Source organism: Aeromonas sp. CA23 (assembly GCF_002587065.1).
Taxonomy (GTDB): domain Bacteria; phylum Pseudomonadota; class Gammaproteobacteria; order Enterobacterales; family Aeromonadaceae; genus Aeromonas; species Aeromonas bestiarum.
Genome location: NZ_CP023818.1, coordinates 693913 through 720272 on the forward strand (window position 1 = coordinate 693913; position 26360 = coordinate 720272).

General features: G+C 61.8%; 27 protein-coding genes. 9 read left to right on the plus strand and 18 right to left on the minus strand.

Going from position 1 to position 26360, the window contains the following annotated elements; translation table 11 throughout:
• Positions 1–21 precede the first annotated feature (21 nt).
• On the minus strand, positions 22–1785 hold the full coding sequence (gene ftsY, locus CK910_RS03190) for a signal recognition particle-docking protein FtsY (RefSeq protein ID WP_098980994.1): 1764 nt from the start codon (positions 1783–1785) through the stop codon (positions 22–24).
• Between the two features lie 111 nt (positions 1786–1896).
• Between ftsY and rsmD the strand changes: the two genes are divergently transcribed.
• Both rsmD and CK910_RS03200 read left to right on the plus strand, forming a co-directional pair.
• Complete coding sequence (rsmD, locus tag CK910_RS03195) at positions 1897–2526, plus strand: 16S rRNA (guanine(966)-N(2))-methyltransferase RsmD (protein WP_098980995.1); 630 nt, start codon at positions 1897–1899, stop codon at positions 2524–2526.
• Between the two features lie 110 nt (positions 2527–2636).
• Entirely contained in the window at positions 2637–2948 is a 312-nt protein-coding gene (locus CK910_RS03200; protein ID WP_065401883.1) for a DUF1145 domain-containing protein, read from the plus strand.
• Between the two features lie 38 nt (positions 2949–2986).
• On the opposite strand, the gene CK910_RS03205 is transcribed toward CK910_RS03200, so the two are convergent.
• Together CK910_RS03205 and fabR are read right to left on the minus strand one after the other, a co-directional pair.
• Entirely contained in the window at positions 2987–3352 is a 366-nt protein-coding gene (locus tag CK910_RS03205) for a YijD family membrane protein (protein ID WP_156140203.1), read from the minus strand.
• Positions 3353–3371: 19 nt separating this feature from the next.
• Positions 3372–3992 (minus strand): HTH-type transcriptional repressor FabR, encoded by a 621-nt coding sequence (gene fabR, locus CK910_RS03210; RefSeq protein WP_042868558.1) that lies wholly within the window; start codon positions 3990–3992, stop codon positions 3372–3374.
• A gap of 149 nt (positions 3993–4141) precedes the next feature.
• Between fabR and CK910_RS03215 the strand changes: the two genes are divergently transcribed.
• The gene (locus CK910_RS03215) at positions 4142–5260 is read left to right on the plus strand and encodes a fatty acid desaturase (RefSeq protein ID WP_043557047.1); all 1119 of its coding nucleotides are present in this window, start codon (positions 4142–4144) and stop codon (positions 5258–5260) included.
• 483 nt (positions 5261–5743) lie between these two features.
• Here CK910_RS03215 and CK910_RS03220 read toward each other — a convergent pair whose 3' ends face one another.
• A complete protein-coding gene (locus tag CK910_RS03220; RefSeq protein WP_043557048.1) occupies positions 5744–6997 on the minus strand; it encodes a phospholipase D family protein in 1254 nt (417 codons plus the stop codon).
• Between the two features lie 78 nt (positions 6998–7075).
• Here CK910_RS03220 and CK910_RS24020 point away from each other — a divergent pair, with 78 nt between their 5' ends.
• The gene (locus tag CK910_RS24020) at positions 7076–7222 is read left to right on the plus strand and encodes a hypothetical protein (protein WP_167336115.1); all 147 of its coding nucleotides are present in this window, start codon (positions 7076–7078) and stop codon (positions 7220–7222) included.
• A gap of 15 nt (positions 7223–7237) precedes the next feature.
• Here the strand turns inward: CK910_RS24020 and CK910_RS03225 are convergent, their stop codons facing one another.
• From CK910_RS03225 to tatA, 3 genes are all read right to left on the minus strand, one after another.
• Complete coding sequence (locus CK910_RS03225; protein WP_098980996.1) at positions 7238–8662, minus strand: lytic transglycosylase F; 1425 nt, start codon at positions 8660–8662, stop codon at positions 7238–7240.
• Between the two features lie 127 nt (positions 8663–8789).
• Complete coding sequence (locus CK910_RS03230) at positions 8790–9092, minus strand: YfcZ/YiiS family protein (protein WP_098980997.1); 303 nt, start codon at positions 9090–9092, stop codon at positions 8790–8792.
• A 14-nt stretch (positions 9093–9106) separates the two neighbouring features.
• Positions 9107–9268, minus strand: coding sequence for a twin-arginine translocase TatA/TatE family subunit (gene tatA / locus CK910_RS03235; RefSeq protein WP_043141356.1), 162 nt, complete (start codon positions 9266–9268; stop codon positions 9107–9109).
• A gap of 273 nt (positions 9269–9541) precedes the next feature.
• Here tatA and CK910_RS03240 point away from each other — a divergent pair, with 273 nt between their 5' ends.
• Positions 9542–10510, plus strand: coding sequence for a LysR substrate-binding domain-containing protein (locus tag CK910_RS03240; protein ID WP_098980998.1), 969 nt, complete (start codon positions 9542–9544; stop codon positions 10508–10510).
• Here the strand turns inward: CK910_RS03240 and CK910_RS23600 are convergent.
• The 3 genes from CK910_RS23600 to CK910_RS23605 form a co-directional block, all read right to left on the minus strand.
• A complete protein-coding gene (locus CK910_RS23600; RefSeq protein ID WP_157774590.1) occupies positions 10411–11175 on the minus strand; it encodes a hypothetical protein in 765 nt (254 codons plus the stop codon). The two genes, CK910_RS03240 and CK910_RS23600, sit on opposite strands and share 100 nt — an antisense overlap.
• A 117-nt stretch (positions 11176–11292) precedes the next feature.
• The gene (locus tag CK910_RS03250; RefSeq protein WP_042868544.1) at positions 11293–11892 is read right to left on the minus strand and encodes a YhgN family NAAT transporter; all 600 of its coding nucleotides are present in this window, start codon (positions 11890–11892) and stop codon (positions 11293–11295) included.
• Positions 11893–11993: 101 nt separating this feature from the next.
• Positions 11994–12239, minus strand: a complete 246-nt coding sequence (locus CK910_RS23605) for a YecH family metal-binding protein (RefSeq protein WP_043141360.1) — start codon at positions 12237–12239, stop codon at positions 11994–11996.
• A gap of 208 nt (positions 12240–12447) precedes the next feature.
• Between CK910_RS23605 and CK910_RS03260 the strand changes: the two genes are divergently transcribed.
• Positions 12448–13731, plus strand: coding sequence for a dicarboxylate/amino acid:cation symporter (locus CK910_RS03260; protein ID WP_172955226.1), 1284 nt, complete (start codon positions 12448–12450; stop codon positions 13729–13731).
• Between the two features lie 14 nt (positions 13732–13745).
• Here CK910_RS03260 and CK910_RS03265 read toward each other — a convergent pair whose 3' ends face one another.
• Positions 13746–14060, minus strand: coding sequence for a putative signal transducing protein (locus CK910_RS03265; protein WP_043557072.1), 315 nt, complete (start codon positions 14058–14060; stop codon positions 13746–13748).
• Between the two features lie 118 nt (positions 14061–14178).
• Positions 14179–15081, minus strand: coding sequence for a LysR family transcriptional regulator (locus CK910_RS03270; RefSeq protein WP_043557051.1), 903 nt, complete (start codon positions 15079–15081; stop codon positions 14179–14181).
• 98 nt (positions 15082–15179) lie between these two features.
• On the opposite strand from CK910_RS03270, the gene CK910_RS03275 reads away from it, so the two are divergent.
• Positions 15180–16232: an HlyD family secretion protein gene (locus CK910_RS03275; RefSeq protein WP_043141368.1), complete on the plus strand. Its 1053-nt coding sequence runs from the start codon at positions 15180–15182 to the stop codon at positions 16230–16232.
• Positions 16232–17785 carry a DHA2 family efflux MFS transporter permease subunit gene (locus CK910_RS03280; protein ID WP_098981002.1) on the plus strand — a complete coding sequence of 518 codons (1554 nt, stop codon included), beginning with the start codon at positions 16232–16234 and terminating at the stop codon, positions 17783–17785. Before CK910_RS03275 ends, CK910_RS03280 begins: the two co-directional genes overlap by 1 nt.
• A 120-nt stretch (positions 17786–17905) precedes the next feature.
• On the opposite strand, the gene CK910_RS03285 is transcribed toward CK910_RS03280, so the two are convergent.
• Positions 17906–18532: a lysoplasmalogenase gene (locus CK910_RS03285; RefSeq protein WP_098981003.1), complete on the minus strand. Its 627-nt coding sequence runs from the start codon at positions 18530–18532 to the stop codon at positions 17906–17908.
• 176 nt (positions 18533–18708) lie between these two features.
• On the opposite strand from CK910_RS03285, the gene CK910_RS03290 reads away from it, so the two are divergent.
• Positions 18709–18861 (plus strand): hypothetical protein, encoded by a 153-nt coding sequence (locus tag CK910_RS03290; RefSeq protein WP_098981004.1) that lies wholly within the window; start codon positions 18709–18711, stop codon positions 18859–18861.
• 189 nt (positions 18862–19050) lie between these two features.
• Here the strand turns inward: CK910_RS03290 and CK910_RS03300 are convergent, their stop codons facing one another.
• The 5 genes from CK910_RS03300 to CK910_RS03320 form a co-directional block, all read right to left on the minus strand.
• The gene (locus tag CK910_RS03300; protein WP_098981005.1) at positions 19051–21603 is read right to left on the minus strand and encodes a TRAP transporter permease; all 2553 of its coding nucleotides are present in this window, start codon (positions 21601–21603) and stop codon (positions 19051–19053) included.
• A 100-nt stretch (positions 21604–21703) separates the two neighbouring features.
• Positions 21704–22675, minus strand: coding sequence for a TAXI family TRAP transporter solute-binding subunit (locus CK910_RS03305; RefSeq protein ID WP_172955227.1), 972 nt, complete (start codon positions 22673–22675; stop codon positions 21704–21706).
• Between the two features lie 415 nt (positions 22676–23090).
• Positions 23091–25247 (minus strand): S9 family peptidase, encoded by a 2157-nt coding sequence (locus CK910_RS03310; RefSeq protein WP_172955228.1) that lies wholly within the window; start codon positions 25245–25247, stop codon positions 23091–23093.
• 236 nt (positions 25248–25483) lie between these two features.
• On the minus strand, positions 25484–25915 hold the full coding sequence (locus CK910_RS03315; protein WP_098981008.1) for a DUF411 domain-containing protein: 432 nt from the start codon (positions 25913–25915) through the stop codon (positions 25484–25486).
• A gap of 49 nt (positions 25916–25964) precedes the next feature.
• Positions 25965–26288 (minus strand): hypothetical protein, encoded by a 324-nt coding sequence (locus tag CK910_RS03320; protein WP_042868525.1) that lies wholly within the window; start codon positions 26286–26288, stop codon positions 25965–25967.
• Positions 26289–26360: the final 72 nt, after the last annotated feature.

Here is a 26360-nt window from a genome sequence, read left to right on the forward strand (position 1 = left end):
CGCTTACCGTGGCGCCTGAGCTTACTCATCGCGACTGAACAGTGCCTCGATAAAGTCGTTGGCGACGAAGGGGCGCAGATCGTCGATCCCCTCGCCCACCCCGATATAGCGGATCGGGATCTGGAACTTGTCGGCCACCGCGAAGATGACGCCGCCCTTGGCGGTCCCGTCCAGCTTGGTGAGGACGATACCGTCCAGCCCCACAGCTTCGCTGAACAGCTTGGCCTGGCTGAGGGCGTTCTGGCCTGTGCCCGCATCCAGGGTCAGCATGACCTCGTGGGGCGCCTCTTCATCCAGCTTCTTCATCACCCGCACCACTTTCTTGAGCTCTTCCATCAGGTTGCTCTTGTTTTGCAGGCGGCCGGCGGTGTCGGCGATCAGCACGTCGGCACCGCGCGAGCGGGCGGCCTCGATGGCGTCATAGATGACGGAGGCGGAGTCGGCGCCGGTATGCTGGGCGATCACGGGGATGTTGTTGCGCTGACCCCATACCTGCAGCTGCTCGACCGCAGCGGCGCGGAAGGTGTCGCCGGCGGCCAGCATGACGCTCTTGCCTTCGGCCTGGAACTGCTTGGCCAGCTTGCCGATGGTGGTGGTCTTGCCAACGCCATTCACGCCAACCATCAGGATCACGTAGGGTTTCTTGCTGGTGTCGATCACCAGCGGCTGCTCGACCTGGGCCAGCATGGCACCCATGTCCTGCTTGAGCAGGCCGTAGAGCGCCTCGGCATCCTTGAGCTGCCTGCGATCCGCATGCTGCACCAGACCATCTATGATGCGGCGTGTGGTATCGACGCCCAGATCGGCGGTCAGCAGCTGGGTCTCCAGCTCTTCAAACAGCTCATCGTCGATCTTCTTGCCACTGAACAGGCCGAAGAAACCGGAGCCAATATTCTCCTTGGTGCGCACCAGACTGCGCTTGAGGCGGGCAAAGAAGCCCTCCCGCTGCGGCTTGTCCTGGGTATCATCGTCCACCTTGGCGGCCAGCGGCAAGGCAGCCAATGCGGCGGCTTCAGCTTCCATCTCGGCAACCAGGCGAAGATCTTCCGCTCTCTGGGCCTCTTTGGCGATACGAGCCTCTTCGGCAGCCTGCGCTTCGGCGGTGATACGGGCGGCTTCGGCAGCCTGAGCCTCGGCAGCGATACGGGCAGCTTCGGCAGCCTGCGCCTCGGCAGCAATACGAACAGCTTCCGCAGCCTGCGCCTCGGCAGCAATACGAGCAGCTTCCGCAGCCTGAGCCTCGGCGGCGATGCAAGCAGCTTCCGCAGCTTGTGCCTCGGCAGCAATACGAGCAGCTTCCGCAGCCTGTGCCTCGGCGGCGATACGGGCGGCTTCGGCGGCCTGCGCTTCGGCAGCAATACGGGCGGCTTCTGCAGCTTGTGCCTCGGCAGCGATGCGAGCAGCTTCGGCAACCTCTGCCTCGGCGGCGATGCGAGCGACTTCCGCAGCCTGCGCCTCGGCACTCTCCTGCTCGATCAGCAGTTCATTGACGATGACGGGCTCCAGCTCGGAGGCACACTCTTCCACCACCAGCGGACCCACGTCCAGATCGGTGGGGGCGCAGCAATCGTCATCGTGCGCAGCGCCAGCGGGCAGGAGATCATTCTGTGCGCTGACGGGCAATTCAGGGGGCACAACCGGCGTAGTATCGGAAACGGGAGCGGGGTGAGCGACGACCTCAGGCTCAACGATAATGGGGGTGGCTTGGGGTGTCTGTGGTTGGACAGCCTCAGCCTCTTCTTTCTTGCGGCCGAAACCCAGCCAGGAAAACAAACCTTTTGCCATCTAAAAAATACTCACTTCGTTGGCTGACTGCTAAGATAGCCGTCCCTCGGCGGGTCGGCATAAAAATGAACCGCCTTATACTACCACTTTATTTTCTGACGACGAAACGCGATGCCCAGAGTGAAACCCAGCCGTAACATCCCGAACAAGAGCCCGGCCCCGCAGGGGAAATCGGGCTTTGTCAGAATCATCAGCGGCCAGTGGAAGGGCCGCAAATTGCCGGTCAAGGATGTGGAGGGGCTCAGACCCACCACGGATCGCGTCAAGGAGACCATCTTCAACTGGCTGGCCCCCCATGTCCGTGGCACCCGCTGTCTGGATCTGTTCGCCGGCAGCGGCGGCCTGGGGCTGGAGGCGCTGTCGCGCTATGCCGAACAGGTGACCCTGATCGAGATGGACAAGGGTGCCGCCGACCAGATCAAAAAGAATCTGGCCGCCCTCGGCAGCAGCCAAGGCCAGGTTATCCAGTCCGATGCCGTCAGCTGGCTGCAAGGCCCTGTCACTCCCTTCGATCTGGTGTTCCTCGATCCGCCGTTTCGGCGCGAGCTGCTGCCCCAGGTATGCGAGCTGCTGGAGCAGCGCGGCTGGCTGGCACCGGATGCCCTCATCTATCTGGAAAGGGAGAAGGAGATGGCCGATCTGGCACTCCCTGCCAGCTGGCAGCTGCTCAAAGACAAACAAGCCGGTCAGGTCTGCTACCAACTCTATCTGCGGGATACCAAGAATGACGCTGCGGTTTAAATGCCGGGTGGGAGATGGGTGCTGTGCCCCTCCCCGTCAATTTGGGCAACGGCTCAACGACAAGCAAGCCGGTCAGGTCTGCTATCAACTCTATCTGCGAGAGGTAAACGATGAAGCGGGTATTTAATCTGTTGGCGATGGGGCTGATCCTGTTCTTCTGGTTCGGCGTGCTGGTCAGTCTGCTCGCCCCCCTGCCAGGCAAATTGAACGGTTTTCTGCCGGTCTGCGGCGTGATCGTGATCCTGATGCACTGGGTACAGGCCAGCATGGTCAAGGCCGCCTGCAAACCCTACTTCGCGGTGAGCCGGATCGAATTCGTCCAGGTGCTGGTGTTCGGCGTGTTCGGCATGGTGGAGATCCGGGCTCGACTGCAGGCCATAGTGGACGCCAAGCAGCGCGGCACAGACAACAAAGCCGGGTGAACCCGGCCCTGTCATGATTTATCAGGAAGGAGTGCGCGTCACTCCTTCTCTTTTTTCCCCACGCTGATGCCCAGCTTGATCGACAGCACGGCCAGCAGCAGCAACATCATGATGAGCGAGAAGAAGTTGCTGCCAAGCTCGGGGTACTGCACCTTGACCAGCGCCGAGTGGCCAAAGCCGCCGATGAAGAGGCACAGCAGCATGCAGAGCGGTGTATTGCCCTCCAGCGAGACGTGACGGTAGTGCTGGTAGAGCTGATAGGCTGCCAGCACGAAGGCGATCATCGGGAAGAAGGAGAAGGGCACCACCGACTCTGACAACACCGTCAGGGAGGCATCCCCACAGATGCCGATGAGCAGGGCCAGCAGCAGGGGTTTCTTCGGGATCGGATTCTGATCATGCATGGAAGTGTCCATCCTTGATTTAAGAAAGAGGTTGGCGGCGCTTCTGGTTCTGAACCTCGGCGCCCATGGCGATCATGCGCAGCTGGCTTATGGTGCGCTCGGACAGGGCCCGGCACTCTTCGCTGGTCATGTCGAGGGCATCGGCACCCGCGCTGAAAACGATGGTTACCATGGCTTCGGCCTGAATGTAGGCCTCTTCCCTCGGCGCCCCCGTGGTGGCTTCGAGGTAATCGGTCAGCTCGGCGATGAAGTGCTGTATCTCCCGCGCCACCGCCTGCCGAAATGCCGCCGAGGTACCGGAACGCTCACGCAGCAGCAGCCGGAAGATGTTCGGGTTGTTCTCGACGAACTCCATGAAGGTCTGCACCGAGGTGCTGATGACGCTGCCGCCGCCGGCGATGCGCTGACGCGCCTGGCGCATCAGCTGGCGCAGGGTCAGGCCCCCTTCATCCACCAGAGTCAGCCCCAGCTCCTCCATGTCGCGAAAGTGACGATAGAAAGAGGTCGGCGCTATGCCCGCCTCCCGCGCCACTTCCCGCAGGCTGAGGTTGGAAAAGCTGCGATTGGCGCACAGTTGGCTGAACGCCGCATCGATCAGAGTACGCCGGGTTTTTTCTTTTTGTTGCGCGCGAATACCCACGAAAACAGTCACCTTCAGGTTATCGAGGCCAAATGATAACCCGAAGGCCGAGCCGGGATCAGGTTTGTCTCCTACTTTTTTACCATTGACCCGAATTCTGGCTGCGTGGAGAATGGCGCACAGCTGTTCGCTGAAAGGAACCGAGTGAGATGGAACGCCCACCGATCATCATGACCAATACCCTGCTGTTTGCCCTCTCCGGGCTGACCGCACTGATAGCCGTGCCCTGGTACGGCATGACCCATGGCTATGACCTCTGGCAGTGGAGCTGCTTCCTGCTGCTGTTCTGTTACAGCGGCATCTCCATCACCGCCGGCTACCACCGCCTCTGGTCGCACAAGGCCTACAAGGCCCACCCGATCCTGCAGTGGATCTTCGCCATTGGCGGGGCCCTCGCCCTGCAAAACTCAGCCCAGCACTGGTCTTCCGATCACCGTCGCCACCATCGCCATGTGGACGACAACCTGAAGGATCCCTACAGCGCGGGTCGCGGCTTCTGGTACTCCCACATCGGCTGGATGCTGCGCGAGTACCAGCGTGATATCTACAACGATTACAGCAACGTGCGGGATCTGCAGAACAACCCCGTCGTCGTCTTCCAGCACAAACACTATCTGGCGCTGACCCTGGCTACCAACATTGGCATCCCGCTGCTGCTGGGTCTCGTCCACGGCGATCTGCTCGGCATGCTGCTGCTGGCCGGGGTGCTGCGCATGGTGATGACCCACCACACCACCTTCTTCATCAACTCCCTGGCCCACATCTGGGGCAGCCAGCCGTTTACCGACCGCAACACGGCGCGGGACAACGGCATCCTGGCCTTCTTCACCTTCGGCGAGGGCTATCACAACTTCCACCACCTGTTCGAAAACGACTATCGCAACGGCATCCACTGGTGGCAGTTCGATCCCACCAAGTGGCTGATCCGCAGCGCCTCCTGGTGCGGGCTGACCCGGGATCTGAGATCCTGTCCGGAAGAGCTGATCGAACAGGCCAGACTGGAAATGCAGCTCAAGCGGGCGCAGGCCAAGTTGCGCAAGCAGGAGGACAGGGAGTTGTGGCAGGCGCTGTTGCAGGAGGAGTACGACAAGCTGAGCCAGCAGTTGCAGCACTACTACGCCAGCCGCAAACGCCTGCTGGAACAACGCAAGCGCAAGGCGCTGGCCCGCTATGACAAGTTGAAGCTGCAGCTGGAATATCGCAACCTGCACGATGGCTTCGTTGCCAGCAAGCGCAACTGGAGCCGGCTGCTGGCGGGCATCGCCTGACCATGAGCCGTTGGGCTGAACAGAGAAAAAGACCGCCAACCGGCGGTCTTTTTCTGGGTGCCACTCAGCCAGCGGGCCATAAAAAATGGGGTGACATTTCCATGTCACCCCCTCGCAAATAGCATGTTCCATATTGGAATCCGGTCCTGTCGGGTGCCTGTCCTGTTTCCTGAGTTTCCGCTACCCATCCGAAGCAGGCGCCTGCTGGAGCAATCCAACCGGCCAGTACCCTTCACGACCCTCTTCCGCACGGCAGACAAGCCACCGTGTTTGTCCTTGCAACTGAAATATTACGCAGTTAAATAAAATAAAAAACCGTTTTATTCAGTGGAGTATGCAAGTGGCTGGGCGATCCCAGGATTCCTGCATCTGAACAAACTGATTAAAAACAATACGATAAAGAAATTCATCGCCTTTGGATGGCAAACGTTATCCTCGAAGGCGCACAAGGCTTTGCGAGATCTCGCACAAGAAATGACCCGCTCACAACCAGCGCTGCAGCGGCAGCCAGTCGCTCACCCTGGCCAGCAGTCGACGCAGGGTCGACTGTGGCGCGGCAACGGAATGGGACGACCGCTGCTGCCATCCCGCCAGCCACAGCTGCAACTCGGCGCAGAGCGCGGGGCACGCCAGGTGCAGCATCAGCTCGGTGTTGAGCATCAGGGAGCGGGGATCCAGATTGAAGCTGCCGAGCAGCGCCTCTTCTTCCCCGATCAGGATCAGCTTGGCGTGCAGGCTGAGCGCCTCCCCCTCCAGCTCCGACAGGGCGATGCCCTGCCGTATCAGCCAGGGGCGATGACGCCGGTAGGCGCCATACACCAGGGGCACATCCGTGCTGGCCAGGGAGTTGGTAAGAATCTCTATGTTCACCCCCGCCTGGCGCTGTTGCCTCAGTCGACGGCGCAGCCCCCGGGTCAGGATCAGGTAAGGGCTCACCAACTTCAGGCTCCCCAGGTTGTCGGCCAGCTTGCGCCAGAGCAGGGGCGCCGTGGTCGGCCTCGACACCAGCCCCTTGCCGGGCCGGTCGAACCACACCTCGGCCTCTCCCGGATGCCAGTTCAGGGCAACAGGCTCGGCGTCAAACAGGCTGGCGGGCAGATCATAGACGGCCGCCACCTGCGGCTCGGTCAGGGTGAGCAGAAAGTCGTTCACCGCCGTCACCTCGGCCCGCAGCAAGGGGCGACGCAGCAGACGGCGGATCGGGTGACTCCAGCGGCTGCGCCAGAATTGATCGAAGCCCTGCTCAGCCTGCTGGCAGAGCGGGCCACGGCAGGCGAGATCCAGATCGACGAATCGGGGCGTACCGCCCAGCCCGAAGTAGCGGTCACCTATGTTGCGGCCGCCGATCACCGCCTGGCTGCCATCCACCAGCAGCAGCTTGTTGTGCATGCGGTGATTGATCCGGCGAAAGCTGAACATCCCCTCCAGCAGCAGCGTCAGCGGACGCCAACCCCGCAGCCAGAAGGGGTTGAACAGTCTCACCTCTATGCCGGGCTGATGGGCCACCATCTCCAGGAAGCGGTTGTCGCCGGCATAGAGGTCGTCGATGAGCAGTTGTACCCGTACTCCGCGCCGGGCCGCATGCAGCAACTCGGACAACAGCAGCTTGCCGCTGCTGTCCTCTTCCCAGCTGTAGTATTGGGCCTGGATCCGGCAGCGGGCGCTGCGGATCAGCTGGCAGCGCACCTTGAGCGCCAGCTCGGGTTGATCAATCAGTGCAAATTCGCCGGGAATCATGGCGTCATCTGCCTGTCATGGGGAAATGGCATAACGCTGGCTACAGGCCTCGTTGGAATGTGGATGAAGGAATTTACCATGGAACTCACGGATCGCCCCGCCATCAGCCATCGACCGCAAGCCAGTCAGCCGGATCCCTCGCCGACCGGCCAGCTGGCCCCCTGGTATCTGCAGCACAGGGATCAGGGTTGGGAACCCTTTGCGCCACCCGCCCAGCCTGTCTAGACGGGCCAGGAAATATCAGGGCTGGGCCACCGCCTCGATGGCGGCCGCCTTGCCCTCCAGCTGCGGCAGGCTGAAGCGATAGGCCACGTAGTACTTGTAGATGGTGCTGACGTAGTTGATGGGCCCCTGGCCGACCTCGTTGGCCACCAGCTGCTCCACGTTGCCAAACCAGACGTTCGGATCCAGCCCGGCGGCCTCCGCCTTGGCCCTGATCGCCTGCACCCGATTCGGGCCTGCATTGTAGGCCGCCAGCGCAAACAGGTGGCGATTGAGCACATCCAGCCCGGGATCGTTGAAGTAGGTATCCAGGATCAGCCGCATGTAGCGGCAGGCCGCCTCCACATTGCCCTCCAGGCTGGCGAGCCTGGCACCGCGAATGCCCACCTCACCCCCGGTGCTCGGCAACAGCTGCATGATCCCCACAGCCCCCCGCTCTGAGCGCACGCCGGCATTGAGGCCCGACTCCTTGTAGGCCAGCGCCGCCAGCATCAGCCAGTCCAGCCGGTACTTGTCGGCCTGCTGCTCCAGCACCTGGCGTATGGTCGACAGCCGCCCCAGAGGATCCGGCGCCAGAATATTGCTCATCTGATCGCTGCGGGCCAGCAGACGGCGCAGGGTCATGTCGCTGTAGAGGGTGCGCTTGCCCGCATCGGCCAGATAAGCGTTGACCGCCTTGAGCAGCTCGGGACTGTTGTTACGTAGGGCCCAGGCACTGCGGCCCTTGTCCCGCAGCGGGATCAGCTTGTGGGCTCTCAGGCCGCTGATCATGCCGAGCCAGATGCGCCCCTTGAAGCTGTCGGTTACCGTGAGCGGTATGATGCCGGCCGCCACCATCTCCAGCAGATCCCCGTCCTGCAGGTATTCGGGGACCGTCTCTATGTAGATGGGCGGCAACCCCAGCTCGCGAAACAGCCAGTTGAGCTGGCGCAGGCTCTCGTAATAGCTGGAGCTGGCCCGCACCCAGACCCGCCGACCGGAGAGCTGGGTGATGCGGTTGAAGGTCGGCAGGGAATGCTGGCTCACCAGCCACTCTTCGATGGGGGCGATCACCGGATCCGAGAAGGTCACCTGCTCGCGCCGGGTCGGCGTCACCGTCATGTTGGCCGCCACCAGATCGCCGCGCCCCTCGCTGAGGTAGTCCAGCAGCTTGTCCTGACGCACCGGTATGTAGATGATCTTGAGCTTGATCTTCTCCTTGGCGAGATAGGTCTGGTTCAGCCAGCGCTCGAACCCCTGCAGCTGATTGACCAGGATGCCGTGCTGGGTTCCCTTGTCGAGGAAAAAGAAGCCCCGCTCATAGACCACCAGGGCCCTGAGTTCTTTCTTTTGCAGTATATGTTCGAGGTCCCCGGGTTGGGGCAGGCGCTGTGGCTTGAGATCCGCCGCCAGCAGAGGAAGACACCAGAGGGCCAGCAGGCCCCAGATCCATCGCAGCCTCATTATGTGGTCGCCTTCTGTTGGCCGACTCGCGTCGGGCAAAGCCGTCTGTGGGATAACTAACTATAGAACGCAGACCCACAGCAGAAGGGTCAACACGGCAGGCGAACCCGCCGTGTCATCACTGGGCTCAGATAGAGCGGGCACGCATCTCGAAAATCAATTTTTCGGCGGTGCAGGTGAATTGCAGGCGGGCTTTCAGGATCACGCCGTTGGCGCCCTGGCTCAGCTCGCTGCTGATGCTGGCTTCGGCGGTCACCTGTTTGGCCAGCGCCTCATAAGCGGCCAGCTTGGTACGGGCATCGGCTTCTGCCGCTGCTTCGATCACCAGATCCATTACATCGTCACCTTCACCTATGATGGTGCCGATCTCGGCGAAACAGCCGCAGCTGTCACAGGTTTCATTCAATTCGACTTTCTCGTCTTCAGACATCACTCAACTCCCACTTATTTCGGCTGTACTTCATCGTCACGCAAGGCTTTACGAAAATCCTTGATGGCGGTGCCCAGATCCTCACCGGCGCCGGCCAGGCGTTTGCTGCCAAACACCACGACCACGACCACGAGCAGGATCAACAAATGCCAGATATGAATTCCACCGAGTCCCATAGGGATGCTCCTGACTGATAGATACCGATTGTTTGTATCAAAAGAAGGCGCAAAGATTGTTGGGCAAAATCAAGGCAGGTGCAAGTTTGCAAATAAATCACGCAAAAAATACGGCGACCCAGGGTCGCCGTATCACTTGATGCTACTTGTCCCCTCAACCACTACATCCTGTACCAGCCGCCATCGAAGGCGAGAGACAGTTCGAGCATAGGTTCGCCAAGATATGAAAACAAATGGTATAAATTCATCTAAGAATTGAAGGAGATTCATATCATGTTGCTGGAACAGCTGGGGCGTATCGACCTCAATTTATTGATTATCCTGCAAGTTTTGCTGGAAGAGCGGAACGGCAGCCGGGCGGCCCGCCGCCTGCACCTGAGCCAGTCTGCCGTCAGCAAGGCCCTTGGCCGCCTGCGGGAAACCTTCGATGACCCCCTGTTCGTGCGCTCCGCCTACGGGCTGGAGCCCACCGCCCGCGCCCTGACGCTGCAGCAGCAGTTGCAGCCCATACTGCTGTCGCTGGACAACCTGATCCAGCCGCCGGATTTCGATCCGGCCAATACCGAGCGGGAGTTCGTCATCGCCAGCATGGACAGCGCCTTCACCCTGTTCGCCCCGCTCTACCTGAGCGAACTGAAACGGCAGGCGCCTGGCATACGGCTGCGCTACGAGGAGTGGACCGAGAACAGCCTGACCGAGATGAGCCAGGGCCAGGTGGACATCGCCTTCACTGTGCGGGAGAACTGCATCAGCTCGGATTTTCGGCTCGACACCCTGCCCAACGCCATCTGCCAGAGACTACTCGCCATTGATGACCTCACCTGTCTGGTGCAGCACGATCACCCGGCCCTGCACGAGCCCGAGTGGGATCTCGCCCGTTACCTGGCCTATCCCCATGTGCAGACCTACTGCGAGGGGCGGGACCGCTGGATGCTGGATCACAAGCTGGCGGGGATGGATCTATACCGCCGGATCGAGGCGACCGTGCCCTCGTTCGAGGCGGCGCTGCGAATGGGCATGCACTCGGACATGATAGTGACCCTGTCCAGGCTCTACGCCCGTCACGCCACCCAGGTCTATCCGCTGGTGCCGCTGCCGCTGCCCATAGCGCTCGACAGCATCTCCCACCTGCTGATCTGGCATCAGCGCCACGAAGAGGATCCGGGCCACCGCTGGCTGCGGGAAACTCTGCTCGCCCTCATCATGAGCAAGCTGGAACCCTCCACCATAGAACAAGCCTGATCATGCGGCTGGCTGCGGGAGACGCGCTTCATCTTCGGCATCAGCAAGCCGGTGTCTTCCACCGCAGAACAAGCCTGATCATGCGGCTGGCTGCGGGAGACGCGCTTCATCTTCGGCATCAGCAAGCCGGTGTCTTCCACCGCAGAACAAGCCTGATCATGCGGCTGGCTGCGGGAGACGATCTTCATCTTCGGCATCAGCAAGCCGGTGTCTTCCACCGCAGAACAAGCCTGATCATGCGGCTGGCTGCGGGAGACGCGCTTCATCTTCGGCATCAGCAAGCCGGAGTCTTCCACCGCAGAACAAGCCTGATCATGCTGCTGGCTGCGGGAGACACGCTTCATCTTCGGCATCAGCAAGCCGGAGTCTTCCACCGCAGAACAAGCCTGATCATGCGGCTGGCTGCGGGAGACGCGCTTCATCTTCGGCATCAGCAAGCCGGTGTCTTCCACCGCAGAACAAGCCTGATCATGCGGCTGGCGGCGGGAGACGATCTTCATCTTCGGCATCAGCAAGCCGGAGTCTTCCACCGCAGAACAAGCCTGATCATGCGGCTGGCTGCGGGAGACGCGCTTCATCTTCGGCATCCGCAAGCCGGAGTCTCCCACTGCAGAACAAGCCTGATCATGCGGCTGGCTGCGGGAGACGATCTTCATCTTCGGCATCAGCAAGCCGGTGTCTTCCACCGCAGAACAAGCCTGATCATGCGGCTGGCTGCGGAGACACGCTCCATCCTCGGCATCAGCGAGCTGGAAGCCGGAGCTGGCAGACTGCCCTGACAGCTAGCCCTGGCCGGTCACCGCCAGATAGTGGTGCACCCCGTCCAGCAGCATCTGTACCGAGATCATCACCAGCAGCATGCCCATCAGCCGCTCTACCGCCGTGAGTCCTCGCTCACCCAGCAGCTTGTTGAATACCTCGTAGAACATCAGGATCACGGCGCTGGCGCCCCAGGCCATCAGCAGGGCCAGCGACCAGTCCGCCATCCGGGTCGGCTCCTGGTTGGCCAGCAGCAAGAGGGAGGCGAGAATGGAAGGGCCGGCGATCATGGGGATGGCCATGGGCACCAGGAAGGGCTCCTCGCCCGCCGCCAGCCCGGTCACCCCGCCTTCACTCGGGAAGATCATCTTGATGGCGATGAGGAACAATATGATGCCGCCCGCTATGCTGACCGCCTCCTGGCGCAGATTGAGGAAATTGAGGATCTGCTGACCGGCGAACAGGAAGGCCATCATGATGGCCAGGGAGAACAACAGCTCCCGCATCATCACCTTGCGCCGCCGCTTGGGATCGATATGACGCAGGATCGACAGGAAGACCGGCAGGTTGCCCAGCGGATCCATGATCAGAAACAACATGACGGCAGCGGAGAAAGTGTCCATACAACGCCCAGGCTAAGCCTTCAACAAGGAGGGGAAAGAGGGCGAAATATAACAAAGGCGACGGGATTCGGCGAGCGTCACAGGCCGCTCGCCGCAGGGGATCACCCGTGGTTGCAGATCTTGTCGGCGTGGGTCTGGAAACCCTGCTCCGACTCGATGAATTTGCCGCGCTGGGCCAGGAAGGCGATCAGCGCATCTGCATCCATCTCGCTGGCGCTGCAGGTATGGAAACGGGCGTCGGCACCGAAGCGCGCATCGATCGCCTGCTTGAGGCTGGCCCGGGTAAATTGGCCACCCTGTGCCAGCATCATCTCCATCACCTCGTGACCGTGTACCGATTGAGTCATTGCAAACCTCTTGAATAGACATATTTGATGTCCATTAAATCCCGCACCGCCGCTGACGACCTTGATATAGGCCAATAAATTGCCGATTTCCTGCAGGACCTGCTGGTTGTGAGGCGTGCTTTGCCGATAATGTGGCAACCTGACAAGGGGATGGCTACACTAACGCCCCTTTTTGCCATCGCAGACCGAATATAAGGACATTGGCGTCATGCTGTTCCATGGATTGGCTTTCAAGCCCTGGCGGATCTGGACCCGCCGTCCCCTCTGGTTGAAGACCCTGATCGGCATGCTGACCGGGATCGGACTGGGACTCGGTTTCAGTGACCAGGCGTTGCAGCTCAAACCCATTGGCGTCCTGTTCGTCAACACCATACAGATGCTGATGGTGCCCCTCATCTTCTGCTCGGTCATCGCCGGCCTCACCTCATTGCTCAAGGGCAAGAGCCTGGATCGGATCGGCAGCAAGGCCATAGGCCTCTATCTCTTTTCCACCGCCATCGCCATCTGCATCGGCCTGATGATGGGCTGGCTGCTGGAACCCGGCATGGGCGCCAACATGGGGCCCTATGAGCGCGTCGGCATGCTGGAACAGCCTACCCTGGCCAGCGTGCTGAGCCATCTGGTACCGCGCAACCCGGTGCAGGCCATGGTGGATGGCAAGATACTGCAGGTGATCGTGTTCGCGGTCGCCCTCGCCCTCGCCCTCAACGCCACCGGCCGGCGCGGCCGCCCCGCCATCCTCTTCTTCACCTCGCTGGCGGAAGGGATGTTCAAGCTGACCCAGATGGTGATGGCGCTGGCCCCCTACGGCGTCTGTGCCCTGATGGCCTGGATGACGGGCAAATACGGGGTGAGCCTGCTGCTGCCGCTGCTCAAGGTGATCGGCGCCGTCTATCTCGGCTGCCTGCTGCACGTGCTCGGCGTTTACAGCAGTCTGCTGATCCTGCTGGCCCGGCTCAACCCGCTGCACTACTTCAAGAGCATCGTCGATGCCCAGGCCGTGGCCTTCACCAGCAGCTCCAGCAGCAGCACACTGCCCATCAGCCTGGCCTGCGCCGAGCGCCGGCTCGGGGTCTCCCCCGCCATCACCGCCAAGGTGCTACCCATAGGCGCCACCATCAACATGGACGGCACCGCCCTCTATCAGGGGGTGACGGCCCTGTTCGTGGCGCAGGCCTTCGGGGTGGATCTGCACATGGTGGATTACCTGACCATCATCAGCATCGCCACCCTGGCCAGTATCGGCACGGCGGGCACACCGGGCACCGGATTGATGCTGCTGACGCTGACGCTGACCGCGGTGGGATTGCCGCTGGAAGGGGTGGCGCTCATCGCCGGGATCGACCGGATCCTCGACATGGCGCGCACCACGGTCAACGTCTCCGGCGATATTCTGGTGTCCGTGCTGATTGCCCGCAGCGAGAAAGAGCTGGATCTGGCGACCTATCACGACGCCAGCGCGGGGGAGGATATCGACTTCACCCTGCGCTGAGGCAGGGCGAGCGATTAATTATCGTGGGGATCGTGATGACAGCGCCAGCAGACCTCGAAGTTGGCGCCGTTCTCCTCCCCGCATTGACCGCACAGCCAGCCATTGCCTTGGCGCTGCTGATAACGCTCTATGACGCGCCCCGCCTTGCTGCGATCCTGCTCGCGCACCATCAGGGTCACCTGCAACAGATCCACCGGCAGCTCACCCAGGGCGCCGGACAGCGCCTCCCCGTTGAGCCGTACCAGTACCCCTTCCACTTCCAGTGCCCCCTTCAGGGCATGGGCCTCCAGCGAATGGGAAGCCCGATAAAGATTGATCCATTGATCCATGCCTTCCCCCTGCAACCGGTTGTCGATGCCACCTGTAACCGGCACCATGCCCCTCTTCCATCCTATGGATCAAACCTGGATCCCGTGATCCAGACCTCCCCCTTTTCCTATCCATCTATCACAACAGATTGTCGATGCCGTAATCGGCCCCCTGCGCCACCATGAAATCGATAAAGGTCCGCAACTTGCGCGGCATCAGTCGCCGCTCCGGAAAAAGCAGATAAATCGGTACCTTGGGCTGCTGCCACTCGGGCAGCAGGGTCACCAGCGCCCCGCTAGCCAGCTCCTCATGGCAGAGCATGGCTGGCAGAGAGGCCAGCCCCAGCCCCGCCTTCGCCGCCTCCCTGGCGCAGGTTATATTATTAACCCGAAAGCGGGAGGGAGGGTCAACCAGCACCTCTCTGCCCTCGCGCTCGAAACACCAGTGAGAGGCCAGAAAACCGCTGCTCACCGCCACCCGCTCGTGTAAAAGCAGATCTTCCGGCCGCGTAATGGCCGGGCTGCGCGCCAAGTAATCCGGGCTGGCACACAGCAGCCGCTCCGTGCTCCACAGCCGCCGCGCCGCCAGGTTGGAGTCGCTCATGTCGCCGATGCGCACGATCGCATCCAGTCCCTCGTTGATGGGATCCACGATGCGATTGGTCAGCTCCAGCTCCACCTGCAGGCCCGGATAGACCTGCAAGAATTTGGCCACCAGCCGGCCGACCACCAGTTGCCCCGTCTCGATAGGCACCGCCAGCTTGAGGGTACCTGTCACCTCCTGCTGGCTGGCACTCACCATCAGCTCGGCCTGAGCCAGCTCGTCCACCGCCTTGCTGCAGCGCAGATAATATTGCTCGCCGGCCTCGGTCAGGGTGAGCTGCCGGGTGGAGCGGTAGAGCAGCCGCACGCCGAGACGCTGCTCCAGCTCGGCAATGCGGCGACTCACGGTCGCCTTGGTCATGCCCAGCTCCTGGGCGGCCGCGGTGAAGGAGCCCTTGTCGACGATCCGCACTAAAATCAATGCAGCGTTCAGATCCATTGTTGCACCAGTGAAACTGTATATCTCATAAATGGATACTAATCGAAACAGTTGGCCGGTGTTAGCCTGCGTCTCTTAAGTTCAGGAATCCCCCAAAAATGAGTCAACACAAGAAGATCCCCCTGCTGGCCGCCATGGTGCTGGCCCTGCTCGGTCTGCTGTTCGCCGGTTACTGGTATCTGCATGGCCGCTATTTCGAGAGTACCGACAACGCCTACCTGCAGAGCGAGGTGACCGGGATCGGCTCCAAGCTGCCGGGCTACATCAGCGAGGTGCTGGTCACCGACAACCAGGCGGTGAAGGCCGGCCAGCTGATCGCCCGGCTGGACGATCGGGAGTACAAGACCAAGGTGGCCGAGGCCGAAGCCGACCTGCGCCTCAATCAGGCGACGGCGGAGAATCTGGCCGCGACCCGCACCCAGCAGTTGAGCCTGATCCGTCAGGCCGAGGCCAAGGTCAGCTCTGCCAACGCCGAGCAGGTACGCGCCCGGCAACAGGTGCAGCGCGTCAGCCAGCTCAACCAGCGCCACTACAGCTCGCAGGACAGTCTGGACGAGGTGCGGGCCGGACTGCAGGTCAATCTGGCACAGGAGCAGGAGACCAAAGCCGCCCTGCAAGCCGCCCGTGAACGGCTGCTGGTGCTGGACGCCGAAGCCAAGCAGAACCAGGCCAGGCTGGCATTGAGCGCCGCCCAGCTGGAGCAGGCCAAACTTGAGCTGACCTATACCGAGTTGCGGGCACCGGCCGACGGCATCATCGGCAAGCGCAGCCTGCGGGCCGGGCTCTACGTCCAGTCCGGCATGCAGGTCGCCAGCCTGGTGCCGCTGCAACAGGTGTGGGTCGAGGCCAACTTCAAGGAAACCCAGCTGCTGCACATGCAGCCTGGCCAGAAGGTGAAGGTGATCCTGGATGCCTATCCGGATCAACCGGTCGAGGGGATCATCGACAGCCTGGCCCCCGCCACCGGCGCCAGATTCGCCCTGCTGCCACCGGAGAACGCCACCGGCAACTTCACCAAGATAGTGCAGCGGGTACCGGTCAAGATCCGCATCCCCGAGCCGGGCACCCTGGCCGGCAAGCTACTGCCTGGCCTCTCCACCGAAGTGATAGTGGATACCCGGGATCCTGAACCTCTGGTCGCCGCCCACTGATGGAACCCATTCCACGCCGCAACTGGATCGCGGTCATGGGGGGCCTCATCGGCGCCTTCATGGCCATCCTCGACATCCAGATCACCAACGCCTCCCTGAAGGACATTCAGGGGGCCCTGTCGGCTACCCTGAGCGAGAGCTCCTGGATCTCCACCTCCTATCTGGTGGCGGAGATGATCGCCATCCCGCTGAGCGGCTGGCTCAGCCGGGGCCTGAGCGTGCGCCGTTACCTGCTGTGGACCACGGGGGCCTTCATCATCGCCTCCGTGCTCTGCTCGTTCAGCTGGAACCTCACCAGCATGATCGTCTTCCGGGCGTTGCAGGGCTTCACCGGCGGCGCGCTCATTCCCATGGCCTTCTCCCTCATCGTCAGCCTGCTGCCGCTGCACAAGCGGGCCACCGGCATGGCGCTGTTCGGCCTGTGCGCCACCTTCGCCCCCGCCATAGGCCCGACCCTGGGCGGCTGGCTGACGGAGCAGCTCTCCTGGCACTACATCTTCTATCTGAACGTGCCACCGGGACTGCTGGTGATGGCCATGCTGGCCCACGGGCTGGACAAGAAGCCGGTGGACTGGGAGGTGATCAAGCGGGTGGATCTCATCGGCATAGTCACCATGGCGATGGGGCTGGGCCTGCTGGAGGTAGTGCTGGAAGAGGGCAACCGGGAGGACTGGTTCGGTTCCAGCTTCATAGTGCGGCTCACCGTCATCTCTGTGGTGGCCCTGGTGTTCTTCGTCATCAGCCAGCTGCTCAGACGCCACCCGCTGGTCAACCTGCGGCTGCTGCACAACCCGCGCTTCGCGCTGGCCTGCTTCGCCTATCTGGTGCTCGGCATGGCGCTGATGGGCTCCATCTATGTGCTGCCGCTCTACATGGCGCAGATCCACAACTACAACGCGCTGGAGATCGGTGAAGTGCTGATGTGGATGGGGCTGCCACAGCTGCTGGTGTTGCCGCTGGTGCCCAAACTGACCCACAAGATAGATCCGCGCTATCTGGTGAGTTTCGGCTTCCTGGTGTTTGCCATCAGCTGTTTCATGAACATGAACATGAGTGCCGACTACGCCGGCCCCCAGTTGATCCAGTCGCTGATAGTGCGGGCGCTGGGCCAGCCCTTCATCATGGTGCCGCTCTCCCTGGTGGCGACCGCCAGCCTGACCCATGACGAGATCCCCTCCTCCTCGACCCTGCTCAACGTGCTGCGCAATCTGGGGGGGGCCTTCGGCATCGCCATCATAGCGACCCTGATCGACAACGACACCCGCGTCCATGTCAGCCAGATCAGCAGCACCCTGGCCGCCAGCAGCATAGAGGGGCAAAGCTACCTGCTGCAGCTGGCCCAGACCATGATGGCGCAAGGCTCGGGTCCCGAGCTGGCCCAGCAGCAGGCCCAGGCCATGCTGTCGAACACCATCAGCCGCGAGGCGGCCATCATGGCCTACAACCAGGTGTTCTACGTGATGGGCATCTTCCTGCTGATCGCCAGCGCCCTGATGCTGCTGCTCAAGCAGCCGGCTTCCAGGGCTGCCGATGCCGAGCCGCTCGAGGCATAGCAAGGCGCTGAAAGCAGACATAAAAATGGGCCAACAGGCCCATTTTTTATTGTCGCGGACCTTCACCCTCCGGCGCAGTTCAGGATCCAGGTCCGCGCGATGAAAGAGAGCGGCGCCTCTTCACCCCGCCAGCGAGGCGGCGATCAGGAACTGGGCGGCAAAGTAGCTGCTCATCACCCAGGCCGTGGCATGGGGGAAGGGGCGACGAAAGCGGTCCAGCGCCAGCATGCTGTCGGAGAAGAGGAACATCAGCGCCCCCACCAGGGCGGCGGCACTGCCTGCGGTCAAGGAGGCGTGCCAGGCGCCGGCGGCCACCCAGGCCATGCCGATGATCACCAGCATGTAGCAGAGCACGGGGATCTTCATCTCCCCGAGCTTGCCCCACAACAAGCCGAATACCATGCCAGCCACCAGCAGCAACAGCAGGCCATCCACCAGGTTCAGCACCAGCGGCCCCTGGGCGAAACCGACTATGTAGCAGAGGTGCGCGACAAAAAATGCCGCCAGCCCCTGAATGAAACGATCGCTTGGCAACATCAGCAGCACGTCACCGGCCAGCGACAGGCAGAGGCCGAGCAGGATCCAGGCGTGGGAGCCGTCGTGGTCATAGCTCTGATAGCTGAAAGCCAGCGCTATGATGAGCAGCATGGTCAGCGGCTTGCTGATGTAGAACTGACGGGAGTCTGAGCCATAGGCCGCACGAATGTGCCACCAGCCCGATGCGATGATCAAGAAACTCAATAACATGCCCTGCTCCTCACGTGTTGCTCGCAGTCATACGGCAACATCTTCTTGCTGACAAGCAGAGTAACAAATTCCCCCGCCCAGTGGCAGGGGCGCTCAGCAAATGAGCAGCCTACGCCTAAAGTCTAATTGCCCCGCCTTCGAGGCTCGGGCATAAGGAACGGGTCTGGAGGATCACCATGGAAGAAGCAATGAAAAACTATCTGCCCGCCATCGATATCATGATGTGCCACCTTGGCATCAGCTTCGAGCAAGCCTGCGAACAGCTGGGCCTGAGCCCGGTGGAACAACAGACCCTGAGCCTGCTGCAGGAGCAGGATCCGCAAGAATAAGCCCTCCCGGTTATGGATATCATGATGTGCCACCTTGGCATCAGCTTCGAGCAAGCCTGCGAACAGCTGGGCCTGAGCCCGGTGGAACAACAGACCCTGGGCCTGCTGCAGGAACAGGATCCGCAAGAATAAGCCCCGACCGGGGAGATGAAAACGGCGCCTCGATGGCGCCGTTTTTATTGACCCTTGTCAGGCTCGCACCGCCCGTCGCCGTTGCAGCCCGACGATCAGCGCAAACAGCAGGAAGCCCGGCAGCCACATCAACTCCTTGTGCCAGCGCTCGGTGGGCGCCTTGACCACCAGGATCTCCTGATCGAACTCCATGCCGGCCGCGGCGGCCGGGCTGCCGAAGGTGACGCTGTCGATCAGGGTCTTGCCATCCTGTTCATACAGGGCCAGCCCCAGGCTGGCGAGGCGGGCCTCCCCATCCTCTCCTGCCGGCACCGCCAGCAGCACGGTCGACTGACGCAACTTGCCCACCGCATCTTCACCCTGGACGCGCAGCCGCAGTGTGCTCTCCGCCTCCACCTCGCCCAGGGTCCGGGCCAGCTGGGCCGGCGCAGTGTCACGATAGGGATCGTGCACCATGTCCATCCAGAAACCGGGGCGGAACAGGGTGAAGGCCACCAGCAGCAGCAGCACGCTCTCGTACCAGCGACTCTTCACCAGGAAATGGCCCTGGGTCGCGGCGGCGAAGATCAGCATGGCAACGGTGGCCACCATGAAGATCAGCACCCCGTGGGCGAAGTCCACGTCGATCAGCAGCAGATCCGTGTTGAAGATGAACAGGAAGGGCAACGCCGCGGTGCGCAGGCTGTAGTAGAAGGCTGTGATACCGGTCTTGATGGGATCGCCCTTGGAGACAGCCGCCGCCGCAAACGAAGCCAGCCCCACCGGCGGCGTCACGTCCGCCATGATGCCGAAATAGAAGACGAACAGGTGCACAGCGATGAGCGGCACTATCAGGCCGTTCTGCTGCCCGAGCGTCACCACAACGGGCGCCAGCAGGCTGGAGACCACTATGTAGTTGGCTGTGGTCGGCAGCCCCATGCCGAGGATCAGGCTGAGCAGGGCGGTAAGCAACAGCATCAGCAGCAGGTTGCCCATGGAGAGCATCTCCACCAGATCCGCCAGCACCAGACCGACCCCGGTCTGGGAGACGGCACCCACTATGATCCCCGCCGTGGCGGTCGCAATGCCGATGCCGATCATGTTGCGGGCACCGGCCACCAGCCCCTCGCGCAGATCGACCATGCCATCGTTGAAGGTGCCGTAGTCGTGCTTGCCATCGCTGCGCAGCCAGTTGAGCAGCGGCCGCTGGGTCAGCAGTATGATCACCAGCATGACGGTCCCCCAGAAGGCCGACAGCCCGGGCGAGAGCCGCTCCACCATCAGGCACCACACCAGCACCACCACCGGCAGCAGGAAGTGCAGGCCGGAGAGCAGCACGGCGCGGGTGTTGGGCAGCTCAAGCAGCGGCTTGTCCGGATCCTCCGCCGCCAGCGGCTCATGGCTGGCCGCTATTTTCAGCAAACCCAGATAGGTGATGGCCAGCAGCAGGGCAATGCCTGGCAGGGCGTACTCACCCAGCGCCGGCTTGAGCCAGCCCAGGCCATAGTAGACCGCCATCGACAGCCCGCTGATGAGGGCAGCGCCGAAGGCGAAGCCGGTCAACCGGCGCAGCCAGGGCTTGGGCTGATGACCACCTATGGGCTGCATGCCGAGCTTGAGCGCCTCCAGATGCACTATGTAGAGCAGCGCTATGTAGGAGATGGTCGCCGGCAGGAAGGCGTGCTTGATGATCTCGACGTAGGGAATGCCCACGTACTCCACCATCAAAAAGGCCGCTGCCCCCATCACAGGCGGCATGATCTGGCCGTTGACCGAGGAGGCCACTTCCACCGCCCCCGCCTTCTCCGAGCTGAAGCCCACCTTCTTCATCATGGGAATGGTGAAAGTGCCGGTGGTGACCACGTTGGCGATGGAGGAGCCGGAGATGAGGCCGGTCAGGCCGGAGGCCACCACAGCCGCCTTGGCCGGGCCGCCGCGCAGGTGACCAAGCAGGCTGAAGGCGAGCTGGATGAAGTAGTGGCCGGCACCGGCCCGCTCCAGCAGGGCACCGAACAGCACGAACAGGAACACGAAGCTGGTGGAGACGCCGAGGGCAATGCCGAACACCCCTTCCGTGGTGATCCACTGGTGGTTGGCCAGCGCGGTGAAGCTCACCCCGCGGTGGGCCAGCAGGCCCGGCATCCAGGGCCCCGCCAGGCTATAGGCGAGAAACAGCAGGGCGATGACCGCCAGCGCCGGCCCCAGGGCGCGGCGCGCCGCTTCCAGCAGCAGCGGGATGCCGATGCAGGCGGTGATCAGATCCTCCGTAGTCAGGCTGCCCGGCCGCAGGGCCAGCGCCTGGTACATCACGAACAGGTAGCTGGCGGCACCGGCGGCGATGAGCCCCAAGGCGATGTCGCCGAGCGGCACCCGATCCCGTGGCGATGAACGAAACGCCGGAAACACCAGATAGGCCAGCAGCAGGGCGAAGGTGAGGTGAATGGCACGGGTCTCGGTGTCATTGAGCACGCCAAAGCCCAGCATGAAGGGCAGCGGCGAGGCGATCCAGAGCTGGAACAGGGACCAGGCCAGCGCCAGTGTGGTGATGAGCCCGCCCATGAGGCCGAACGGCAGACGAGCGCCCACGTCCTGGGCGATCAGTTCCTCGGTAGAGAGTTGTTTATCTTGCATAGGGTTAACTTGTGCCAACGAGTACAACAAGAGCGACACCCGCAACCGGGCAGCGGCTGACGGGTGTCGAAGAGAGTGACCTGGGCCCTTGGGCCGTCAGTCAGAGCCAGCCGCGCTCTTTGTAATAGCGGGCGGCCCCTTCATGCAGCGGCGCCGAGAGCCCCACCTTGATCATGTCGGCCTCTTTCAGCTCGGCGAAAGCCGGGTGCAGGCGCTTGAAGCGATCCAGGTTGTCGAAAACGGATTTGACCAGCTGATAGACCACTTCCGGATCGGCCTTGGCACTGGTGGAGAGCACCGCCTTGCCACCGATGGACGGGGTCGGCTGATCGCTGCCCTTGTAGATGCCGCCCGGGATCTCGGCCTTGGTGTAGTAGCTCTTCTCTGCCAGCAGCTTGTCGATGTCGGCACCGGTCACAGGTACCAGCACGGCGTCTGTGGTGGTGGAGGCCTCCTGGATGGCGCCATTCGGGTGGCCAACGAAGTAGCTCATGGCGTCTATGTTGTTGTCGCCAAGGGCGGAGGCCTGCTCGGCCGGTTTGAGCTCGGAGACCAGACCGAAGTCACCCTTCTTCCAACCCTTGACCGCCATTATCTCTTCCATGGTGTCGCGCTGGCCCGAGCCCGGGTTGCCGATGTTGACGCGCTTGCCCTTCATGTCGTCGAAGCTGGCGATCTTGGCATCGCGGCGCGCCAGTATGGTGAACACCTCGCTCTGCAGGGAGAAGACGGCGCGCATGTCAGCCATGGCCCCCTCGGTCTGGAACGGCGGCAGCCCCTTCATCGCCTTGTACTGATGGTCGGACTGCATGATGCCGAAGTTGAATTCACCGCTGCGGATGCCGTTGACGTTGGCCACACCGCCACCGCTGGCCGGGGCGTTGCACTTGATCTGGTGATCGGCGGCGCCGCGATTGAGGAAGCGGCAGATGGACTGGCCCGCCACGTAGTAGACGCCGGTCTGACCGCCTGTGCCTATGGTCACGAAGCGCTCCTGCGCCTGCAGCGGACCACCAAACGAGACACCGACCAGGGCAGCCGACAAGGCACACGCCAGGGATAATCCTTTCATGTTGTTCATCCTTTTTGATTGATTCAGCTCGCCCGTTCCACGGGCGAATGCCGGACAAACCACCGTTCTGCGTCGGTGGTCATCCATGACCTCGATATGAGGAATCGGGTGAACGGCGAGCGTTCCCCAAAAAGCCACCAGCATCCTGTGGTGAGACAGTCGGCTTCATGCCAACCGAAGATAATTGGCCCGGAAGGGACCAATCAAAGCGTCATAACGGCTTCGATTAAGCACATGGCGCCAACATAAATCAAACAAAAACACAAAATGATGGATATGGATGACGAGAAATTTGAAGCCGATCATCAATTTACTGATCAGGGATTAATTGGAGTGTGCTACCGGTTGGCAGGCGGGGGATATAGACGAGATTCTTTTGCAGCCCTTGACTGGCAAGGGCTGCAACCTTGGTGACTTATGCTTTCGGCTTGGCCAGATCCAGGATAAACGCAAACTCCAGCGCGATATCCTCGTAAGCCTTGAAGCGACCCGACTTGCCGCCGTGGCCGGCATCCATGTCGGTATTCAGCAACAACTTGTTATCATCCGTCTTCAGCTCGCGCAGCTTGGCCACCCACTTGGCGGGCTCCCAATACTGTACCTGGGAGTCATGCAGCCCTGTGGTCACCAGCATGTTCGGGTAGGCCTGCGCCTTGACCTGGTCGTAGGGGCTGTAGGCCTTCATGTAGTCGTAGTAGCGCTTCTGGTTCGGGTTGCCCCACTCGTCGTACTCCCCGGTGGTGAGGGGGATGGACTCGTCCAGCATGGTGGTGACCACGTCGACGAAGGGCACCTGGGCCACCACGCCACGATAGAGCTGGGGCGCCTGATTGATGACGGCCCCCATCAGCAGGCCGCCGGCGCTGCCTCCCATGGCGTAGACCTGATCCCTGGCGCCATACCCCTGCGCCACCAGCGCCTCGGTCACGTCGATGAAGTCGTTGAAGGTATTCTGCTTTTTCAGCAGCTTGCCATCTTCATACCAGTGGCGGCCCAGCTCCTCGCCACCCCGGATATGGGCGATGGCATAGACGAAGCCCCGGTCCAGCAGGCTCAGGCGAGCCGTGCTGAAATCGGGATCCATGCTGGCGCCGTAGGAGCCATAGCCGTAGACCAGCAGCGGATTTTTTGGCGACCCGGCACTCTCTTTCTTGAACAGATCCTTGCGATAGACCAGGGACACAGGCACGGCCACACCATCACGGGCGGTCACCCAGAGCCGCTCGCTGGCGTACAGCTCCGGCTTGAAGCCCGCCACCGCCTGCTGCTTGAGCAGGGTGCGCTTGCCGCTCGCCATATCCAGCTCATAGGTGGACGAGGGGGTGGTCATGGAGGAGTAGCCGTAGCGCAGCTGGCTGGTCTCCGGCTCCGGATTGTAGGCGAGCCAGGTGACATAGGCGGGATCGTCGAAGGCGATCTCCTTCTCGTCACCGCTCTGCCAGTTGATCTGGCGCAGCCGGGTCAGCCCCTGGTTGCGCTCCTCCAGCACCAGCCACTCCTTGAACAGGGCATAGCTCTCCAGCAACACGTCCGGATTGGGGGCGATCACCGCCTTCCAGCGCTCGACCGGGCTCTCCTTGGTCTCGTACAGGCCGAAGTTCTTGCCGTCCTTGTTGGAGCGCACATAGAAGCGACCACGGTAGTGATCCAGGCTGTATTCGTGATCCACCTGACGGGGCAGGAACAGCCGCGGTGCCTGAGTCGGCACGTTGGCGTCGATGAGGCGCGCCTCGCCCGTGGTGGTGCTTGAGAGGGCAATGACGATGAAATCTTCCGAGGTGGTGGCATAGAGGCTGACGTAGAAGGTGTCGTCCTTCTCCTCATACACCAGGGTATCTTTTGCCGGATCCGAGCCAAGCTCGTGGCGATAGACCTGATAGGGCAACAGTGTCTTGGGGTGCTTGCGCACGTAGAACACCGTCTTGCTGTCGTTGGCCCACACCAGGTTGCCCGAGGTGTTCTCGAGCTTGTCTGCGGCCCACTTGCCGCTCTCCAGATCGAGGAACTGGATCTGGTACTGACGGCGCGAGAGGAAATCTTCTGCCACCGCCAGCCAGCGATTGTTGCGGCTCACCTCCAGGGCGCCAAGGGAATAGAACTCGTGCCCCTCTGCGCGCTGGTTGCTGTCCAGCATCGGCTCGGGCTCCTGCGGCCCGTCCACCTTGCTGCGGGAGTAGATGCCGTACTCCTTGCCCGGCTCATAGCGGGTCTGGTAACGGTAGCCGTTCTTCACATAGGGGACGGACTCATCCTGCTGGGGAATGCGGGCCACCATCTCCTGGTAGAGCTGGTCACGCAGCGGCCGGGTCGGCTTGAGCATGGCCTCGGTATAGGCGTTCTCCGCCTCCAGGTAGGCCAGTACCTCGGGTTTCTGGCGCTCGTCATCGCGCAGCCAGTAGTAGTTGTCGACCCGGACGTCGCCGTGTTTCTTGATGGTGTGAGGGTGTTTGGTGGCCACGGGAGGCTGGATAAGGGTGTCGCTTGTGGGCATGGCGGACTCATCATTGGCATATGAACAGGGAACGGCAACCAGGCAAGCCAGCAGCAGAAGCCCTCGGGGAAAGGTGAACATGTCGCATCCTTTGCGCTTTAAAAGGGTTAGCAGACCTGAGCCTTGGCTCCTTGGATAGGGGATCAATCTGCCCCTTGTCGCCCCCAGTTGCAAGTTATCACCCTGCAAAACCTGCAAGAACAGGTAAAAGGGCCGCTATCTCGCGATAGCGGCCCTCAAACCTGACCATGAGCGACACAGGTTCGCTCAGGTGTGCCTCACATGATGGAGTCGTGCCTGCTCATGGCCAGTTTGCGTCAGCCGGGGTAGCTCGACCAGACTCTGGTCGCGCCCTCGTTGCTGATGCTCAGCACCTGGTAGGGCTGACCCGGAATATCCATGCCTGGCGCACTCTGGGGCATGCCCGGAATGGTCAGACCGCGGATCGCCGGTTTTTCCTTGAGCAGCTTCTGCACGTCGGCGGCGGGTACATGCCCCTCCACCACATAGCCATTCACCACGCCCGTGTGGCAGGAGGCCAACTGAGGTGTGATGCCGTACTGCTGCTTGATGGGATCGAGCTGCTCGGTTTCGACGACCTTGACCTCAAAGCCGTTCTCTTCCATGTGCTTGATCCAGGTCTTGCAACAGCCGCAATACTGGGACTTGTAGACGGTCATCTGCTCGGCCGCGAGGGCGGAGAAGCTGACGGTACCGGCCAGCAGGGCCAGTAACAGGGACTTGTACATAATTCACCTCAGATAAGAAGAAATACCCAAAAAAACAGGGGAACTCGACTCAATCTGGATGACGGGGAGGACGCTCGAGCCGTTCGAACGGCGCGTCCGGCGTGAACAGGGAGGGAGAAACAAACTGCGGGCTATCGGGTTCCAGCACGGCCACCGTCAGGCTGTCGCTGGTGAGCACCGTCATGGCCAGTGCCGAGGTGAAGCTGCCGCATGGCATGGCCTTCTCCAGGGTGCGCTCGCTCTGGCTGCAATGGGGCGTCAGAGTACAGAGATCGGTCGCCGCCCGGCTGCCAAACGACATCAGCACCATCAGCAGACTCCACAGGGGGAGCCAGCGGCGGGCGCGAGCGAGTTGGCGACGGGTCAGAACCATGACATGACTCATTGATCGGAGGAGCCCTATGGTAACCCTTGGCCCAGGGGGAGGGTCAAGCCCTCCCCTCAT

Coding starts and splice junctions, on each gene's coding strand:
- CK910_RS03205 (WP_156140203.1), bottom strand. CDS start 3,352: ATGCATGATCAGAATCCGATCCCGAAGAAACCCCTGCTGCTGGCCCTG.
- CK910_RS03285 (WP_098981003.1), bottom strand. CDS start 18,532: ATGTTATTGAGTTTCTTGATCATCGCATCGGGCTGGTGGCACATTCGT.
- CK910_RS03230 (WP_098980997.1), bottom strand. CDS start 9,092: ATGTCTGAAGACGAGAAAGTCGAATTGAATGAAACCTGTGACAGCTGC.
- CK910_RS03305 (WP_172955227.1), bottom strand. CDS start 22,675: ATGAAAGGATTATCCCTGGCGTGTGCCTTGTCGGCTGCCCTGGTCGGT.
- CK910_RS03300 (WP_098981005.1), bottom strand. CDS start 21,603: ATGCAAGATAAACAACTCTCTACCGAGGAACTGATCGCCCAGGACGTG.
- CK910_RS03310 (WP_172955228.1), bottom strand. CDS start 25,247: ATGTTCACCTTTCCCCGAGGGCTTCTGCTGCTGGCTTGCCTGGTTGCC.
- CK910_RS03250 (WP_042868544.1), bottom strand. CDS start 11,892: ATGGACACTTTCTCCGCTGCCGTCATGTTGTTTCTGATCATGGATCCG.
- CK910_RS03320 (WP_042868525.1), bottom strand. CDS start 26,288: ATGGTTCTGACCCGTCGCCAACTCGCTCGCGCCCGCCGCTGGCTCCCC.
- CK910_RS03290 (WP_098981004.1), top strand. CDS start 18,709: ATGGAAGAAGCAATGAAAAACTATCTGCCCGCCATCGATATCATGATG.
- CK910_RS03240 (WP_098980998.1), top strand. CDS start 9,542: ATGTTGCTGGAACAGCTGGGGCGTATCGACCTCAATTTATTGATTATC.
- CK910_RS03275 (WP_043141368.1), top strand. CDS start 15,180: ATGAGTCAACACAAGAAGATCCCCCTGCTGGCCGCCATGGTGCTGGCC.
- CK910_RS24020 (WP_167336115.1), top strand. CDS start 7,076: ATGGAACTCACGGATCGCCCCGCCATCAGCCATCGACCGCAAGCCAGT.
- CK910_RS03215 (WP_043557047.1), top strand. CDS start 4,142: ATGGAACGCCCACCGATCATCATGACCAATACCCTGCTGTTTGCCCTC.
- CK910_RS03225 (WP_098980996.1), bottom strand. CDS start 8,662: ATGAGGCTGCGATGGATCTGGGGCCTGCTGGCCCTCTGGTGTCTTCCT.
- CK910_RS03270 (WP_043557051.1), bottom strand. CDS start 15,081: ATGGATCTGAACGCTGCATTGATTTTAGTGCGGATCGTCGACAAGGGC.
- CK910_RS03260 (WP_172955226.1), top strand. CDS start 12,448: ATGCTGTTCCATGGATTGGCTTTCAAGCCCTGGCGGATCTGGACCCGC.
- CK910_RS03220 (WP_043557048.1), bottom strand. CDS start 6,997: ATGATTCCCGGCGAATTTGCACTGATTGATCAACCCGAGCTGGCGCTC.
- CK910_RS03280 (WP_098981002.1), top strand. CDS start 16,232: ATGGAACCCATTCCACGCCGCAACTGGATCGCGGTCATGGGGGGCCTC.
- CK910_RS03200 (WP_065401883.1), top strand. CDS start 2,637: ATGAAGCGGGTATTTAATCTGTTGGCGATGGGGCTGATCCTGTTCTTC.
- CK910_RS03315 (WP_098981008.1), bottom strand. CDS start 25,915: ATGTACAAGTCCCTGTTACTGGCCCTGCTGGCCGGTACCGTCAGCTTC.
- tatA (WP_043141356.1), bottom strand. CDS start 9,268: ATGGGACTCGGTGGAATTCATATCTGGCATTTGTTGATCCTGCTCGTG.
- CK910_RS23605 (WP_043141360.1), bottom strand. CDS start 12,239: ATGACTCAATCGGTACACGGTCACGAGGTGATGGAGATGATGCTGGCA.
- CK910_RS23600 (WP_157774590.1), bottom strand. CDS start 11,175: ATGCCGAAGATGAAGATCGTCTCCCGCAGCCAGCCGCATGATCAGGCT.
- CK910_RS03265 (WP_043557072.1), bottom strand. CDS start 14,060: ATGGATCAATGGATCAATCTTTATCGGGCTTCCCATTCGCTGGAGGCC.
- rsmD (WP_098980995.1), top strand. CDS start 1,897: ATGCCCAGAGTGAAACCCAGCCGTAACATCCCGAACAAGAGCCCGGCC.
- ftsY (WP_098980994.1), bottom strand. CDS start 1,785: ATGGCAAAAGGTTTGTTTTCCTGGCTGGGTTTCGGCCGCAAGAAAGAA.